This window comes from Spongiactinospora sp. 9N601, assembly GCF_044326295.1.
Classification (GTDB): Bacteria; Actinomycetota; Actinomycetes; order Streptosporangiales; family Streptosporangiaceae; genus Spongiactinospora; species Spongiactinospora gelatinilytica.
Map to the genome: position 1 here is coordinate 1 of NZ_JBIRBB010000029.1, position 16,899 is coordinate 16,899.

Consider the following 16,899-nt stretch of genomic DNA (forward strand, 5'->3'; position numbering starts at 1 on the left):
CCACCATCCCGAGCAAAGCCGACCAGGACGCCAACCGCCGTGCCAGGGGCTCCAGGGGAGGGCGGCCGCCCGCCTTCGACTCGGTGCTGTACCGGCTGCGTCACGCTGTGGAGTGCGGTATCAACCGGCTCAAACGCCACCGTGCCGTCGCGACCAGATACGACAAGCTCGCCACCCGGTACGAGGCCACCGTCCTCGTCGCCGCGGTCAACGAATGGCTCTGATCAACTTTGATACACGCCCTAGAACGCCCCCAGGGCGTGATCGGCCGGCTCCCGGCGTGCAACGCCCGCAGGCACCCGCCGAGTGGCCCGTGGTACGGCCGCGCCGAGTACCGCCCGGCGCGGTACGCCTTCACCCGGCCGCTCGGAGATTGGATGATCGCGCCCGCGGCGGCCGGCCCCACGCACAGGGCGGGGGTGGCCGGCCGTGCAGGTCAACGGGACAGCCGACGCAGGGCGATCTCGCAGGGCCCCCGGTGGCCGACCCGGCGCATCCAGTCCGCCAGCACGATCGACAGCAGCCAGACCGCCACGCCGATGGCGTGTGCGGCGGCGGCGCCCATGGCATCGGCCAGGTCCAGCGTGAAGGGATAGAACAGGGCCACGAACACGACGGACTGGAAGAGGTAGAAGCTCAGCGAGCGCTGGCCGAGCGCCACCAGCGCGGTCGTGAGCCGCCCGCGGTTGTCGCCGATCTTGACGGCGATCAGCCCCATGGCGGCGGCCAGTCCGATGCCGCCGGCGTACCCGGCGATCGTGTGCGCGATCGCCGGTAGCCAGGTCGAGTCGGTCGTCCACATCCCGGCCGAGATCAGCGTCATCGGGAGCCTGCCGGCAACGGCCAGGGCGAGGAAGGAGACGGTGACGCGGCGGAGCAAGGCCACGTGCAGCTCGGGCTCGTCGATGATCCGGCGCCGCGCGGCCCAGAGGCCGATCGCGATGCCGGGCACCACGAGCAGGACCGTCCCCGGTGCTTTGGCCGGCCACAGCAGCAGGTGAAAGAGCAACTGACTGGCGAAGTCGTCCTTCATCAGCGGCGGCAGCGACTCCGGGTGGCCGCCGACCGCCGCGGCGTGCGCGCGGACGGTCGTCCATGCCACGATGGCCGTCGCGGGGACAAAAGAGATCGCCGTGGTCCAGAGCAGGACCGAGTCACGGGCGCGGATCATGGACGCCATGATCAGTAGCGCCATGCCGTACGTCGCGACGATGTCGATCGGCACCAGCAGCGTCGCGTGCAGGAACCCGATGACGAGCAGCCAGAACCCCCGGCGGCGCAGCAGCTTGCGGACCGAGGGCCAATCGTTGCCCTGGGCGAACTTGTTGCCGGCCAGCTGACCGAGCCCGTACCCGAACAGGAACACGAACATCGTGCGCGCCAGGTTGTCGGCGACCAAGACCTTGAGGAACTGGCTGACGGTGTTGAGCGCCGACGGGCCGAGGTCGGCGTAGCTGACAAAGGTCGGCGCATGCGCCAACGCGATCAACAACAGCATGACGCCGCGCGCCAGGTCGGGAGCAAGCGCACGGACCCGTGTCGGAGGGGGCGCCTGCACGCTTCCTGGAGGGACGGTAGGCATGGATCACTCCTGAGAGAAGGGAGACGAGGAGGAGACAAAGAGGATTCTGGGCATGACGACATGGCCCCGCGCTGGACCTGCCACGGGAGGGCATGGGGTGACGAACCTGCCGTCAGGTCAGCGCCGGACGTTGGTGTTATGTGCGAAGCCGGGCGAGCGGCCCGGTGTGCCCGTCGAGTCGGCCGGACGGGTGAGTCGGGTTACGCCGCGCCGGGCAGCCAGGGCTCGGTAGATCTGGGCGAGCGGGGTGGGGCGTGCGGCGCCGGGATGTCGTGGTGGGCTGCCGGTTCCTGTAGTGATTCCTGGAGTCCGGTCATCCGAGGCAGGATCGGACGGCCTTGGCCAGGTTCGACGCCCGCGGGTCGTCGGGCCGGTAGTTCCACAGGTTCGTGACGTAGCCGAAACCGACACCGGCGTCGGGGTCGGCGAAGCCGATCGATCCGCCGGAGCCCGGGTGGCCGAACGACCCCGGCCCGGTCATCGGCAGCGGTGGGCAGGCTCGCCAGAACCCGAGCGACATGTAGAAGGAACGGTCGGCCGGGAGGTTCAGCCCCGGCGGCAGCCCGTGCATCGGTGTCCTGTCGGTCTGGACGGCCGTCATCGTCTCGACCGTCGATGGGTTGAGCAGCCGCACCCCGCCGACGTCGCTGACCGTGGCGGCGTACATCCGCGCCAGCGACCGGGCGTCGGCGAGCATGTTCGCGGCAGGGAACTCGGCCGCGCGCCAGGCGCGCGTCGCGAACACCTTGGGGTCGGTGAGGGCGCCGCCGAGCTCGCCGGCGCGGGCCTGGACCGAGCCCGGAGCCCACACGGCGTTCACCCATGCGGTGACCGTGTCCGCGTCGAGCCCGGTCGTCGCGATCAGCCCGGCCAGCAGCTCCTCCAGGCTGAACGGGGCCGCGTCGTGGAGCCGGGCCACCCGCTTCTCCTCCTTCTCCGGCAGCCCGATCCAGGCCCGCAGCCCGAGAGGGGCGGCCACCTCTTCGGCGAAGAAGGTGCCGAGTGACCTGCCGGTGATCCGGCGTACGACCTCGCCGACCAGGAACCCGTATGTGACGCCGTGGTAGACGTGCTCGGTGCCCGGCTGCCACAGCGGCTTCTGGGCCTCAAGTGCACGGATGACCGGGTGCCAGGCGCACGCCTGTTCGAACGTCAGCGGCCCGTCGACGATGGGCAGGCCGGCCTGGTGCGACAGGAGCCAGCGCACCGGTATCTGCTCCTTGCCGGCCGCGGCGAACTCCGGCCAGTACTGCGCCACCGGGGCGTCCAGATCCAGCTCACCGCGCTGGACCAGCAGGTGAGCACAGATCGCGGTGGCGCCCTTCGTCGTGGAGGCGACCTGGACGATGGTGTTCTTGCGCCACGGCCGCTTCGCCTCACGGTCTGCGAGGCCGCCCCACAGGTTGACGACGGGGCGGCCGCCCACGTAGACGCTGCACGCCGCGCCGACCTCACCAGGGTTTCCGAAGTTCGCGCGGAACACGTCGGCGACTTTCCCCCAGCCGTGCTCGACACCGCGCTCGACCTCGTCACCACCACCGCTCACGGAGGCGTTGGCGCGGCCGGCGAGGACGGCGTTTGCGCCGGCGAGCGCGCCGGCGCCCAGCGCGCCCTTCAACACGGTCCGGCGCCCGAGGCGTCCCTGTTCAGGTGTCCCGCTTGTCGTGTCTGCCATGCTCTGATTCCTTTCTAGGGAGCTGAAATCCAGGGATCTGAGACTTTTGGAGAAGACGCACGCCCGGATCGGCCGAAACGGTCAGGCGCAGCGCGGCCCTCCAGCGCCACCCGATATTCATCTCGCGCAGAATCTCCTGAAGCTTCCCCCCGGTGGCCGCGAGGGAGCCGAGGGAGTGCTGTTCGAGCCTCTCGGCCGGGAAGCTCCAGGTCTTCCAGAACGCATCGAGGTACTCCCGCCCCCGATCGTTGAGGGAGTACACCTGGCGCGGGGGGCCCTTCGCGGAGGGGACCTTCTCCACGTCGACGAGGCGGCGCTGCCGTCGAATCGCTTGCCATGGAGGGCCCCCGCTTCGGCTACTCAGTGCTGCTGACTACCGGTACAAAGTAACACTGACTACCAGTATGTAGCAACAATGAATAGCCGAGGTGCTGCTCGCTGCTTGTGCGGTGGCCCGCAGCCCTCCCCTTGGAGAAGGCGGGCTGCGTCAGCCCGCCGGAGATATCGATCGCCGCGGCCTCCCCGGGCCACGGATACGACGCAAGCGCCGACGACCACGAGCGCCGCCGCAAGTGCTGCACACTCAGGGCCGTTGCCGCGCCGACACCACACCGCATCAGATCTGATCGCCGCCGGCACTGGCGACGGCCGGCCGTGTACGCGATAACCCCGAAAGGGAAGTGGAGAGGGGCCAGGCCCTTGGAGGCCGGTACGCGAGTGGTACGTGATCAAGGCATTCGGCTGCTCACGGTGACACTCGGCCGCACACCCCAAAAACGCGAACGGCCCGCATTTTCGCAGGCCAGCACACGTTTCTTAAGGAAGATCAGCAGTCGCAGGGTGAGCCTGTTCGAGTCGTGTAGAACGACCGCATCGTCGGCCGCCAGGCCGAGCGATGAGACGACTGCCATCGCCGCAGCCACCGCACGCGAGACCTCCGGCGCCTGCATCGTCACCCGCCCTTCTCTTCCCCGAACCCTGGTCAGTGACTCGTTGTCCCGATGCGCCAGTACCGCGCCTGCTGGTACTGCCGACTGATCCTTGCGAACGCCCCGTCGGTCCGCAACAGGTCATCGGGTGAGCCGGCTTCCACGACCTCGCCGGCATCAAGGGAGACCACATGGTCCGCGGCGGCCAGGGTGGCGGGGCGATGCGCGATCACGATGACCGTACGGCCAGGGTCGGCACCGAGGTTGACGATGGCTTGGGTGATGGCGGCTTCGTTTTCGGGGTCGAGTGCCGAACTGGCCTCGTCGACGAGCACGATTCGGGCCTGTTTGAGGATCGCGCGGGCGATCGCGACACGTTGCCTTTCGCCGCCGGACAGTTGCGCGCCGGCCTCACCGACGCGGGTGTTCCAGGCGTCCGGGAGTCGCTTGATGACCTCGTCGAGGCGGGCCGCGCGGGCCGCCTCCCTGAGTTCATCCCAGGTCGCCTCGGGTCGGGCGAGCCGCAGATTGTTCTCGATGGTGTCATCGAACAGATAGACGTCCTGGAAAATGATGGCGATCTGGTCGAGCAAGGTCTCGGGATCGAGTTCGCGCACGTCGATGCCTCCGACGCGCACCTGCCCGGCGTCGACATCGAAGAAGCGAGCGACGAGTCGGGTCACGGTCGTCTTTCCTGAGCCCGATGGCCCCACCAGTGCCGTCGTCGTCCCTGATGGGCATCGCATCGAGACCGCGCGCAGTGCCGGTACGTCACCGCCCGGATAGGTGAAGGTGACGTCAGAGAGTTCGACATCTGCGCCGTCGATCCCGCGCACCGGATCGGCTGGAACGGGCAGGGCCGGCGAGGCGAGCAGTTCTTCAATACGGGCGATCTTGTTGGTCATCGCCCGCAGGGCGCCGATGAGGTCGATGAGATTGCCGAGCGGTTGCAGAAAGCGCGTGGCCAGCACGAGCAGGGCGATCGCCTCGGCGACGCCGGCGTGCTCGCTCAGCAGGAGCCAGGCGATCAGTCCGAGAACCGCGGCGAATCCGGCGGCGATCACAGCGGTGTAAAGGAAGAACGGGCGGCGCGCCCGGTCCATACCATCGCGGTAGGTATCGCGGTGGTCCTCCAGCGCGGCGTTCATCCGAGGTGTGCCCTCGGCCTGGCCGGCGGCACGCAGAACCGGCTGCGCCTGCCCCAGTTCGATGGCACGGCCGGCCACTTCGGCCGCAGCCCGCTCCAACTCGATTTCCGCTTCGGCCGCCACTTTCGCGGCGTGCCGCAACGCCCAGGCCGCCAGGAGCGCGATGACACAGAGCAGCACCGCGACGCGCCAATCGACCGCCAACGTCACCACGACGACCGTCGCGGGCAGCAATGTGGAGGTGATGACGGGACCTCCGATCGTCACGGCCAGGTTGGCCGCGTCTCCCACGTCCGCGGTGACGCCTCGCGCGAGCCGTGCCTTGTGCTCGGCGCTGAACCATCCCAGCGGCAGCGTGCTGACCTGGCGCATCAGCCGCTTGCGCAACCCGGCCGCGAGTGTTCCCGCCGCCGCGAAGCCCACCGGGTCGGCGGCGACGGTCAGGACCCCGTAAACCACCGCGCCCAGTGCCCCGAGCATCAGCCATGGAGCGGCCACAGAGATATCGGGGTCGGGGGCCACGACCGTGTCCAGGATCGGGACGAGCAGGCCGAGAAGGAGGCCCTGTAGAACGGCTTGCGCCGAGGTCAGCAGCCATAGACGGCCCAGCAGGCGAGGTTCCGGCCACAACCTGTACAACCGGCGGATCACGTGAGGGACCCTTCCTGCGCGGCCCACATCCGGGCGTAAAGACCTCGTCGCTCAAGCAACGCGGCATGCTTGCCTTGTTCGACGAGCCGTCCGTTGTCCAGCACGAGAATCTGGTCAGAGGCGGCGATCGTGTTCAGCCGATGCGCGATCACGATCACCGTCTTGCCGACCGCCAAAGCGGCCAGCGCGTCCTGGACCGCGGCCTCACTGTCGGGATCCAACGCGGCGGTGGCTTCGTCGAGGACGACGATCGGTGCGCCCGAAAGAATCGCTCGCGCGATCGTCAACCGTTGCCGCTCGCCTCCGGACAGACTGCCTCCGGCAGCATCGAGAATCGTGTCGTACCCCTTGGGCAGCCTCCGGATGACGTCGTGAATCTGCGCGGCGACCGCCGCCCGGCGGACCTCCTCATCCGTAGCCCCTTGGTCGCCCGATGCGAATGTTCTCCGCCACGCTGTCTCTCAACAGCGCGACGTCCTGGAACACCAAGGACATCGAACCCAGCAACTCCGTCGACGGAATGTCTCGTACATCGACACCTCCTATCCGGATCGCCCCGCCCGTCACGTCGTAGAAGCGCGGGAGCAGGCTCGTCAGCGTCGTCTTGCCCGCACCGGATGGACCGACGATCGCGGTCACCCGGCCTGCGGGACACTCGGCGGTGACATCCTCGACCGCGTTGGTCGCTCCGTCGTAAGAGAAGGAAACGCGTTCGAAAGCAACGTCGAACGCTTGCGGCACCTTCGGCTGTTCGGGCTCAGGCATCGGTGCGCGATTGAGAAGCCGCTCTATATGGGCTGCCCCCATACGCCCCTTGCGGACACCTTGCGCGGCCTTGACGGCAGGAAGGATCGATGTCGGCAGACCGATCGCCACGACCAGGAAGGCGATGAGGTCCGCCACGGTGAGCGACCCGTGCGATACAAGCGTGAGCCCGGCCGCCGTCACAACGACGAGCACGGCCATTTCTGAGCCGAACAGTCGTGTCGCCGCAGTGCTGTACCGCACCTCCGCCACCCACGCGGCGAACGCGTCCGCGTACTCATCCACGGCGCTGTCGTACCGCGAGAGGATACGGCCGCCGGTGCCGAACGCCTTGACCACCTGGATTCCGTCGGCATACTCGACACTCGCCGCGCTGATACGCCCTTCGGCGGCGATCAGCCGGTTCACGTGAGTGGTCATCGATCGCATCGAGATGCGGTAGCCGAGCCCCATCAGGGCGAGCACTCCCAGGGTGATCAGCGCCATGGGCACGTCGACGAGCAGCAAGTAGGTCGCGCTGATGACGATCACGGTGCCGGCGCCGGTGAGCTGGCCGAGGGCATGTGCGATGACCTCGTGCATCTCCTCCAGGTCGCCGGTCATCGCCCGCTTGACCCGTCCAGAGCCCGTCGCGCGAAACCATCCCAGGGGCAACGTGGCCAGCCGCCGGACGATACGAACGCGGAGGGAGTGCAGGATCTTCGCATCCGCGTAGTGACCGATGCGGGAGGACTGCACCAGGAGGACCAGCCACACCGCCGCACCGCCCGCTCCGACAGCGACCCACGTCCAGACCGCGCCGGCTGCTCCGGAGGTGTGTTCGAGCAGGATACGAGCGATCTGGGCGGCGGCGATGTACGGCACGATCCCCGCGGCTGCGGACAGAGCCGACAGAATGCCGCAGATGATGAGATGGATCCGGATGGGTGCGAACAACCGGGCAAGGGCACCAGGTTTGGCCAGTCCGACCGGCTCGCTCGTCTCGGCGGCCGGCTCTCTCGCGGATGCCGGACGCACCTCGGTCGTTGCGCTCAACTCGGTGTCCCTTCTGTGGACCACAGTCCGTACTCGAATCGGCGGAGCCGTGGGGCGCTCTCCCGCGCGTCCGCCATGGCCTCCTCGACGAAGTTAGGTATGCCTAACCTCGCTTCAATCTTGAGTCTTCAAGCCGACTTCATGTCAACTAGAGACATGAGTGATCCAGACGGCGTCTCGATAGGCAAAGCAGCGGCCCTCTACGGCTTGGCCCCCTCAACGTTGAGATGGTGGGAGTCGCAGCAGGTGCTTCCGAAGCCGCCACGGGTGAACGGGCGCCGCGTCTACACGGAGACGGAGCTTCGTCGCATCGGTCTCGCGTATCTGTGCTGCGTCACGGGATCGATGCCCCTTGCGCAGGCGGCCGTAGTCACGTCGGGAAAGTATCGAAATCAGCAGTGGAGGAGCACCGTGCAGCAGCATGCGGATCTACTCGAAGAGCAGATCCGCAGGCTTCAGAACACTCATGGATACCTGCTGCACCTACTGCGATGCCCAGACGACGACATCATCGGCGAGTGCCCGGACCTTGATCAGGAATTGGCCGACCATACGCCGTGCGGGCGCGTTCGCACGCACGGCCTTGTCGACGCGGCGCAGTCGATCCAGCGAGGCGAGGCACCCCGCGGGAAGCGTGATGAAAAGAGGGCGTCGCGTGATGAAACCGTCTCGGTCCTGAGCCGCTGCGCCGTGTGCGCGACACCGATCACCCAGCCGACCCGGGGCCGGCACCGCAAGTACTGCTCACGTGCGTGCCAGCAACGACGGCACCGGCAGAACACGCGACAGCGAAAGGCGTGAGACCGGGCCAGACGACCAGCACGGAACTCACGGTCGCCGGGACCCCCACCTGCCCGACCAGGTGAGCCTGGCACAAAAGGCGGGTCCATTCCCCCATTACCGGGCCCGCCCGCCGCGTGTCGCCAGAGGGGCGACCAGAAAGTGAACAACGAATCGGCCTGTTGGATGGTCAACGCCCTGGTGCAGGGTCTTCGCGGGCGGGGACCGGGATGAACCTCCGGTCTCCGCCGCAGGGCGGGGCGGTCCGCGTCCCGCGCACCTGGAAGTTCGCCTTATCAGAAGGAGAACGCGTGTCCCATCCCCCAAACCGCCGATGGCCGGCCCTCGGCCGACTGCTCATCGGCCTGCTCGCCACCTTAAGTTTGATCTTACCGCAGAGTACGGCACACGCCGAACCCGCCAACCAAAAGATCGACAAGGCGGTCGTCGCGGACCTGAAGGACGGCGAGGCCACGTTCCTCGTCCGCCTCAAGGGCGAGGCGAACTTGTCCGCCGCCCGCGCCGCCACCACCAAGGCCGCCAAGGGCAAGGCGATGTACGACGCCAAGACCGCGCACGCGAAGACGTCGCAGGCCGGGCTCCGCGCACTGCTGACCGAGCGGAAGGCCGAGCACACGCCGTTCTGGATCGTCAACGCGATCCTGGTGACGGCCGACGCGAAACTGACCGCCGAGATCGCCGGACGGCCCGAGGTCATCGCCATCGAGCCCAACGAGAAGATCGAGAAGCCGAAGCCGAAGCCCGGCAAGACCCATCCCAGGGTCAAGGCCGGGACCGCCGCCGTCGAGTGGAACATTGACCGCATCAACGCCCCCCGGGTGTGGAACGAGCTGAACAACCAGGGTGAGGGCATCCTCGTTGGCGTCATCGACTCCGGGGTGGACTTCGAGCACCCGGCGCTCGCCGCGCAGTATCGCGGCAGGCGGGCCGACGGAAGCGTGGACCACAACCACAACTGGTTCACCACTGAATTGTGCGGAGACGCTCCGTGTGACAGCACCGGCCATGGCACCCACGTGGCGGGGACCATAGTCGGCGAGGGCGGCATCGGCGTGGCCCCCAAGGCCAGGTGGATCGCCGCCACCGAAGGGGATTCGGTGGCGGATGGCATCCAGTCCGGTCAGTGGATGGCCGCTCCCACCGACCTCAACGGCGAGAACGCCCGTCCTGACCTCGCTCCGGACATCGTCAACAACTCCTGGAGCTGGCTCACCAGAGATGACTTGTTCCAGCCTGTTTTCGACGCGTGGCTGGCAGCGGGGATCTTCCCGGCGTTCGCCAATGGCAACTACGGGGCGATTTGCGACACGTCGACCTACTCTCCCGCCTGGAACGTCGAGAGCTACAGTGCGGGCTCCTTCGACGTGAACAACGAGATCGCCTCAGACTCCAGCAGGGGCGCGGGTAAGGGCGGCGAGATCAAGCCCAACATCGCCGCGCCCGGAGTCGACATCCGCTCCTCAGAGCCCGGCCGCACATACGGCAGCCGGCGCGGTACGTCGCACGCGTCGCCCCACGTCGCCGGCACGGTGGCGCTGATGTGGTCGGCCGCCCCCGCACTGCGCAGAAACGTCGCGGCCACCCGGGCGCTGTTGGACGGCACCGCCATCGACACGGCGGATCTGACCTGCGGCGGAACCGCCGAGGACAACAACGTGTTCGGCGAAGGCCGCCTGGACGCCTACGCCGCCGTCACCGCCGCGCCCGCCCAGCCGCTGGGCACCCTGAACGGCACGGTCACCGCGAACGGCCAAGCCGTGGCGAACGCCGACGTGACGGTCACCGGGCCGCAGGGCCGTACGGTCGCCACCGGCACCGACGGCACCTACTCCGTGCCGCGTCTGCCCCCCGGGGCCTACCAGATCACCGCGTCCAGGTACGGTCACACGAGTCCCGCTCCGGTGACCGTGAACGTCGTCGCAGGCCAGACCACGACCGCGGACGTCACGCTGACCCGGGTACCGCACGGGGTGGTGTCCGGAACGATCACCGTGGAGAACACCCCCCAGGCGGGTATCACGGTCGTGGCCGCCGACACACCGCTCAAGACCGTCACCGACGCCGCCGGAAGGTACGAACTGCCGCTTCCGCACGGCTCCCACCGGCTGGACATCACCGCCCCCTCGCACTGCGTCGCCACCGCCGCAGCGCAGATCACCGTGGCCGGGGACATCACCGAAAACGTCGCCCTGTCGGTCAAGCGGAACGACTTCGGCTACACCTGCGAGGTCGGCGACGAGCCGTACGTGGCGGGCACCGAACGACTCCCGCTGGGAGACACGCAACCCACCACGCGGGTGGCGCTGCCCTTCCCAGTGCCGTTCTACGGCGTGGCCCGGTCCGAGATCTGGGTGACCGCTCAGGGCTTCGCCTCCTTCGCCGAGCCCTTCCCGACCTTTGACAACGAACCACTTCCGGACCTGTCGGAGCCGAATCTGGCCGTCTATCCCTTCTGGGAAATGCTGCGGCTCCATGCGGACAGCGGCGTCTACACCGCCGCGGTGGGCACGGCACCGCACCGATCCTTCGTGATCGAATGGCGGAACGTCGCCCCGAGCAAGGCGAACGACGAACGCCACTCGTTCTCCGTGCTGCTCGGCGAGGACGGCACGATCGGTTACCGCTACAAGGACATCCAGACCGCGCGGGACCAGGGCAGCAGTGCCACGATCGGCATCGAGGACGCCGAGGGCACCGACCCTCTCCAGTACTCCTACGACACCCTCTCGCTCCGCGACGGCCAGAGCATCACGTTCAGCGCGGCCGAGTACGGCGTGGTGCGCGGCAAGGTCACCGACGCCGGGGACGGCGAGCCCATCGCCGGCGCGAAAGTGGAATTCCCGCACTTCGCCACCCTCACCACCGGCGAAGACGGCACCTTCACCGGCCAGATCCTCGCTGGAGAACGCTCCGCCGAAGTGTCCAAGGAGTACTACGGCACCGCCTTCAAAGACGTGACCGTGACCCCGAACGACGTCACCACCCTGAACACCGAACTCATCACCGGCAAGGTCACCGCGGCTCCCGCCCGAAGCGATGTGACGGCCCCGCCCGGCACCACCAAGACCGCGACCGTGACCCTCACCAACGGCGGCACCGCGCCCACCCCCTATGAGGCCACCACCGAGGACGACTGGCTGACCGTCTCCCCCGCCGCGGGCGGACTCCTCCGAAACGCCTCGGCCACGCTCACGCTCACCGCCGACACCACCGGCCTGGCCCCCGGCGACACCAGAACCGGCGAAGTCACCATCCGCTCCGCCAGCGGACGACAACCCACCATCACGATCCCGGTGACCCTCACCGTTTCGGCATAAGGAGAGTGCATGTTTCACCGATTACGACATGACACCCGTTTCCGGGCGCTGATCGGGCTGCTCGCCGTACTCACGCTCGCCGCCCCACCGATCAGCGCACACGCCGAACCCGGCAACGAAAAGATCGACAAAGCGGTCCTCACGGACCTGAAGGACGGCAAGGCCAGTTACCTGGTCCGGCTCAAGGGCGAGGCGAGCCTCGCCACCGCCCGCGCGGCCGGCACAAAGGCGGCCAAGGCCAAGGCGGTTCATGACGCCAAGTCCGCCCACGCGAACAAGTCCCAGGCCGGGCTGCGCCGGCTGCTGACCGAACGGAAGGCCGAACACACCCCGTTCTGGATCGTCAACGCCGTCAAGGTCACCGCCGACGCGAAGCTGACGAGCGAGATCGCGGCGCTCCCCGAAGTCGCCGCCATCGATCCCATCGATAAGATCGAAATGCCCGAGCCCAAGCCGGGCAAGGTCCAGCCGCGGGCCAAGGGGAAGGCGGCGAACGCGGTCGAGTGGAACATCGACCGCGTCAAGGCGCCACAGGTGTGGAACGAGCTGAACAACCGCGGTGAGGGCATCGTCGTCGCCATCATCGACACGTGGCCGGACTTCGACCACCCGGCGCTCGCCGCGCGGTACCGCGGCAGGCATGCCGACGGACGCGTGGATCACAACTACAACTGGTTCGACCCTCACAAGGAATGCGCGAACTTCGGCCCGTGCGGCACGGAGGAGCACGGCACCCACGTGACCGGCACCGTCGCCGGCGAGAACGGCATCGGAGTCGCGCCCGGAGTCAAGTGGATCGCCGCCAGAGGGTGCACGGTGGGGAGCTGCGCGGAGACCTCGCTGATCGCGGCCGGGCAGTGGCTGATCGAGCCGACCGACCTGAACGGCCAGAACGTCCGTTACGACCTGGTACCCGACATCGTGAACAACTCCTGGGAAATCCCTGCGGACAGGAGCTACGAGCACATCGTCGACAGTTGGATCGCGGCGGGGATCTTCCCGATGTTCGCCAACGGCAACAACGGCGAAATGGGCTGTGGATCGAGCGACACGCCGGCGGTGTACCCACAGAGCTACAGTTCGGGCTCCTTGAACATCGACGGCGAACTCGGGCGCGGCTCGGCCATGGGCCCTGGGCGGAACGGGGACATCAAGCCGAACATCTCCGCCCCGGGAGTCGATATCCGTTCCTCGGCCCCCTACGGGGACTACCGGCTCATGAGCGGCACCTCGATGGCGTCGCCGCACGTGGCGGGCGCGGTGGCGCTGATGTGGTCGGCGGCGCCCTCGCTCCGGGGTGACATCGACGCCACCCGGCGGCTGCTCGACGACACCGCCATCGACATGCCCGCGTCCGACTGCGGCGGGACGCCGGACGACAACAACGTCTTCGGCGAAGGCGCGCTGGACGCGTACGCCGCCGTGCGGGCCGTCCCCGACGACGCGCTCGGCGCCCTGCGCGGCACGGTCACCGCGGGCGGCAGCCCTCTGCACGACGCCGAAGTGCGGGTCACGGCGACCTCCGGTCACAAGGTGGGCACGGCGGCGAACGGCGGCTACTCGATGCTGCGCCTACCGCCGGGCCGGTACGAGATCACGGCGTCGAAGTTCGGCCACCAGAGTGCCAGCCGGACCGTGACCATCGTGGACGGGCAGGTCGCGACCGGGAACTTCGACCTGCTCCGGCTACCGCACGGCACGGTGACCGGCACGGTCACCGCCGGCGGCGCAGCCGAGGCGGGTGCCACGGTGCTGGTGCCGGACACGCCGGTCAAAGCGGTCACCGACACCTCCGGCCGCTATCAGATCACCCTCCCGCACGGGTCCTATCGGCTGGAGACCTCCGGTGCCTCGCACTGCGTGACCACCGCCGCCCACCAGGTCACGGTCGCCGGGAACGTGACGAGGAACGTCGCGCTGGATGTGCGGCGGGACACGTTCGGGTACACCTGCGAGGCCGGCACCGAGCCGTACGTCGCGGGCACCGACCGGCTCTCCTTCCCCATGCAGGCGAGGCTGCCGTTCGCGATGCCGTTCTACGGCAAGACCTACTCCGAGGTCTGGATCGAGTCCAGCGGGGTGATCTCCTTCGAGGCCATCTCCAACGACGGCCACACTCCGCTGCCGAATCCGAACGCGCCGAACCTCGCCCTCTATCCGTACTGGGCGACCCTGAACGTGGACGCGGAGTCCGACATCTACACCGGTACGGCCGGCACCGCCCCCAACCGAACCTTCGTGGTCGAGTGGCGAAACGTCCGCATCGACGACCCGGAGGGCAGCACCGACCGTCTGTCGTTCTCGGTGCTGCTCGGTGAGGACGGCACGATCAGTTACCGCTACAAGGACGTGGACGGCACCGGCGACCACGGCGTGGCCGCCACGATCGGCATCGAGAACGCCGACGGCACCGACGCGTTCCAGTACTCCTACGACAGCCCGTCGATCAAAAACGGGCAGAGCCTGACCTTCACCGCCGACACCCCTGGCGCCGTACCCAGGCGGTAGCCGAACCCGAACCACCAGTGCGGCGGTGTCCTCAGATCACCACCGTCGTCTCCGGATTCGCCAACCCGGCGAAGCCCACCGGCGGGCAGGGCCACCACCCGGCCCCGCCCGCCGCGTGGCGTCACACGTAAGGAAGACCAGCGGTGCCCCTGTAGGGTTCGAACCTACGCACCCGGCTCCGAAGACCGGTACACATTACGGCGCCTAGCTGCGCAAACGTGCGGTACGCGCCATCGCCTATACGACACTCGTACGTGATCAAGATTGAGGGGCGCTGGGAGGTACGCGAGAGGCCACCCCACCCAATGGGGTCTACCGGCGCGTTCGGGGCTCTCAGGCATCTCAGGGGCTCCGTCGCGGCATTCGATGCCGGACAGCCCTCACTACACGGAGGGTTTCTCCGCGAATGCGCGCCGCCGTACCCGATGCTCCGCCCTCGCTACCTCGCTGCTGTCGCCAGCGCTCACGGACGGCATGCGCATGCGGTGGCCGAGGCGGACACGGCCACGGAATCAGCAACTCTTGCGTTTGCCCACATTGACATGCAGGCCCCGGTACCAAAGGATCGCATTAGCGAGACTCCATGGGCTTGGGCAGGGAGCGGCGATGATCATCTTTTACAAGGGCTATGGGTTGCTGGTTTTCGTAGCATCGTTATTATGGCAGCCTGTTTCGTTTTTAATCAGCGCTTGGATTTCTCACGATCTCTCTCTTTCGCTGGGCACGGCAGCCTTTGTAGTACTTCAACTAGGGATGGCTGCACTGATATGGTTCGAAGGGCGACGAATGAATCGCCCTGAGCGCGAGCACACTATTTTTTGGATTCCCATCCAGTATCTTTCGCTGATTCATGTCTCGATAGTGGTTAGTTCCCTATGGGGATTGGTGGGCTAGTACGGCAAGTCGCCATTTGCTAGACAAGCTGAGATAATCCCGCCGGCTGGCGGCGCGGGGAACAACTCGTGGCGCTCTTCGCCTGCATGTACTACGCCATGATGCGCCCCAGCGAGGTCACGGCGTTGCGCGAGGAGGATTGCGACCTTCCGGCCGCGGGATGGGAACGGGTGACGCTGGGAGGATCAACACCCACCGTGGGAAGCGAGTGGACCGACAGCGGTCAGGTTCACGAGGTACGCGGATTGAAGGGGCGCCCCCGTAAGGCCAAGCGGATCATTCCGATTCCTCCCGAACTGGTGGCCATTCTTCGCGATCACATCAAGCGGTTCGGCGTTGCGCCCGACGGACGCCTGTTCCGCACGGAACGTGGTGGAACACCCCACAAGTCCGGCTACGTCCGCACGTGGAAACTCGCCCGCGCATTCGCCCTCACACCACAGCAGGTGGGCACACAGCTCGCCAAACGCCCATACGACCTTCGGCATGCAGGAATCTCCATGCGGCTCAACGCCGGAATTCCCGCGACCCAGGTCGCCCAGTGGGCCGGGCACAGGGTCGAAGTCCTGCTGAAGATCTACGCCAAGTGCATCGACGGGCAAGACCACCTCTGGCGGGGCCTGATCAACGGCGCTCTCGGCGATTCGGCCGGACCGGACGGCTGCGACGACGGCGAAGCCATGTGACACCAAGTAGACGAGCGGAGGGGGGCCAGCCAGACTGCTGGCCCCTCTCCGCGTTACGCGCGCCGCCAGGCCCTTGGAGATCGGTACGTGAGCGGTACGTGATCAAGGCACTCGGCTGCTCACGGTGGCACCCGGCCGCACACCCCAGAAACGCGAACAGCCTGCGTTTCCGCAGGCCAGCACACGTTTCCAAAGGAAGTTCAGCGGTGCCCCCTGCGAGACACCCACAGCCGGGGAACGGCGTCCAGTCCCCTATGGGCAGGAGGATCGCCCTGGCTGTGGCCTCACTAGATGCGGCCGTCAGGTCGTCTTGCAGATATCCCGACCACTGCCCCCACCTCGCGGCGGAACCGGACACCCGGGCGGACCGCAGGAGCGTGAGATGTGCCGGATCACCGAATTCAGCGCACCACGACCACGGGCGTGCCCCTTGTCGCGTTGATCGCCGCAATCGTCTCCTTCCGCCACATGCACGAACTGCGCCTCTGCCACGGCGAAGACCACCTGCCGGCGGTACCGGTCCCCTCCGCATATGCTCGCGTGCGGCGCGACCGCCACCGACAACGGCCAGCCAGTAGCGCGGGGCCCACTGGCCGACGCCCAGACCGTGGCGCTGACCCGCCGCATGGCCATCGGGGTGCTGGGGTCTCCCTCCTGCCCGGCGTCTCGGCTGGACGCGGTTCATCCGCGCCTACGCAGGCGAGCAGTGGTACGTCCTGGCCGCCCCGCTGGCGGGCACCGTGCTGCCGGTCGGCCCGCGTGGTGGGGCCCTTCTCTGCGGAATACTCAAGGACCGCTTCGGCGTCGTCTGGATCGTGGGCGTCGCAAGCGAGGACAACTTGTGAGGATCGGGCGAGCCATGCAGATCGCACAAGGGTGTCGCCGGGGTTCGGCGCGGTGTTCTGGGG

At 67.7% G+C, this 16,899-nt stretch carries 12 protein-coding genes and 1 pseudogene; 6 read left to right on the forward strand and 7 right to left on the reverse strand.

Annotated elements, in window-relative coordinates; genetic code table 11:
* Positions 1–224, forward strand: a pseudogene (locus ACH34R_RS41450) (IS5/IS1182 family transposase); the annotation flags it as partial.
* 212 nt (positions 225–436) lie between these two features.
* Here ACH34R_RS41450 and ACH34R_RS41455 read toward each other — a convergent pair.
* From ACH34R_RS41455 to ACH34R_RS41485, 7 genes are all read right to left on the reverse strand, one after another.
* Positions 437–1,582 (reverse strand): DUF418 domain-containing protein, encoded by a 1,146-nt coding sequence (locus ACH34R_RS41455; protein ID WP_397567100.1) that lies wholly within the window; start codon positions 1,580–1,582, stop codon positions 437–439.
* 313 nt (positions 1,583–1,895) lie between these two features.
* Complete coding sequence (locus ACH34R_RS41460) at positions 1,896–3,257, reverse strand: serine hydrolase domain-containing protein (protein ID WP_397567101.1); 1,362 nt, start codon at positions 3,255–3,257, stop codon at positions 1,896–1,898.
* Entirely contained in the window at positions 3,229–3,558 is a 330-nt protein-coding gene (locus tag ACH34R_RS41465; protein WP_397567102.1) for a hypothetical protein, read from the reverse strand. Before ACH34R_RS41465 ends, ACH34R_RS41460 begins: the two co-directional genes overlap by 29 nt.
* A gap of 427 nt (positions 3,559–3,985) precedes the next feature.
* On the reverse strand, positions 3,986–4,213 hold the full coding sequence (locus ACH34R_RS41470) for a hypothetical protein (RefSeq protein WP_397567103.1): 228 nt from the start codon (positions 4,211–4,213) through the stop codon (positions 3,986–3,988).
* A gap of 26 nt (positions 4,214–4,239) precedes the next feature.
* Positions 4,240–5,985: an ABC transporter ATP-binding protein gene (locus ACH34R_RS41475; RefSeq protein WP_397567104.1), complete on the reverse strand. Its 1,746-nt coding sequence runs from the start codon at positions 5,983–5,985 to the stop codon at positions 4,240–4,242.
* A complete protein-coding gene (locus tag ACH34R_RS41480; RefSeq protein WP_397567148.1) occupies positions 5,982–6,362 on the reverse strand; it encodes an ATP-binding cassette domain-containing protein in 381 nt (126 codons plus the stop codon). The genes ACH34R_RS41475 and ACH34R_RS41480 overlap by 4 nt, the downstream gene beginning before the upstream one ends.
* Positions 6,363–6,393: 31 nt before the next feature.
* Positions 6,394–7,785, reverse strand: coding sequence for an ABC transporter ATP-binding protein (locus ACH34R_RS41485; protein WP_397567105.1), 1,392 nt, complete (start codon positions 7,783–7,785; stop codon positions 6,394–6,396).
* A gap of 156 nt (positions 7,786–7,941) precedes the next feature.
* Here ACH34R_RS41485 and ACH34R_RS41490 point away from each other — a divergent pair, with 156 nt between their 5' ends.
* The 5 genes from ACH34R_RS41490 to ACH34R_RS41510 all read left to right on the forward strand — a co-directional run bounded on the left by ACH34R_RS41490 (position 7,942) and on the right by ACH34R_RS41510 (position 15,991).
* Positions 7,942–8,586, forward strand: coding sequence for a MerR family transcriptional regulator (locus ACH34R_RS41490; RefSeq protein ID WP_397567106.1), 645 nt, complete (start codon positions 7,942–7,944; stop codon positions 8,584–8,586).
* Positions 8,587–8,948: 362 nt separating this feature from the next.
* Positions 8,949–11,903, forward strand: coding sequence for a S8 family serine peptidase (locus tag ACH34R_RS41495; protein WP_397567107.1), 2,955 nt, complete (start codon positions 8,949–8,951; stop codon positions 11,901–11,903).
* Between the two features lie 9 nt (positions 11,904–11,912).
* Complete coding sequence (locus tag ACH34R_RS41500) at positions 11,913–14,411, forward strand: S8 family serine peptidase (RefSeq protein ID WP_397567108.1); 2,499 nt, start codon at positions 11,913–11,915, stop codon at positions 14,409–14,411.
* Positions 14,412–15,017: 606 nt separating this feature from the next.
* A complete protein-coding gene (locus tag ACH34R_RS41505; RefSeq protein WP_397567109.1) occupies positions 15,018–15,305 on the forward strand; it encodes a hypothetical protein in 288 nt (95 codons plus the stop codon).
* 68 nt (positions 15,306–15,373) lie between these two features.
* Positions 15,374–15,991, forward strand: coding sequence for a tyrosine-type recombinase/integrase (locus ACH34R_RS41510; RefSeq protein WP_397567110.1), 618 nt, complete (start codon positions 15,374–15,376; stop codon positions 15,989–15,991).
* Positions 15,992–16,899 lie beyond the last annotated feature (908 nt).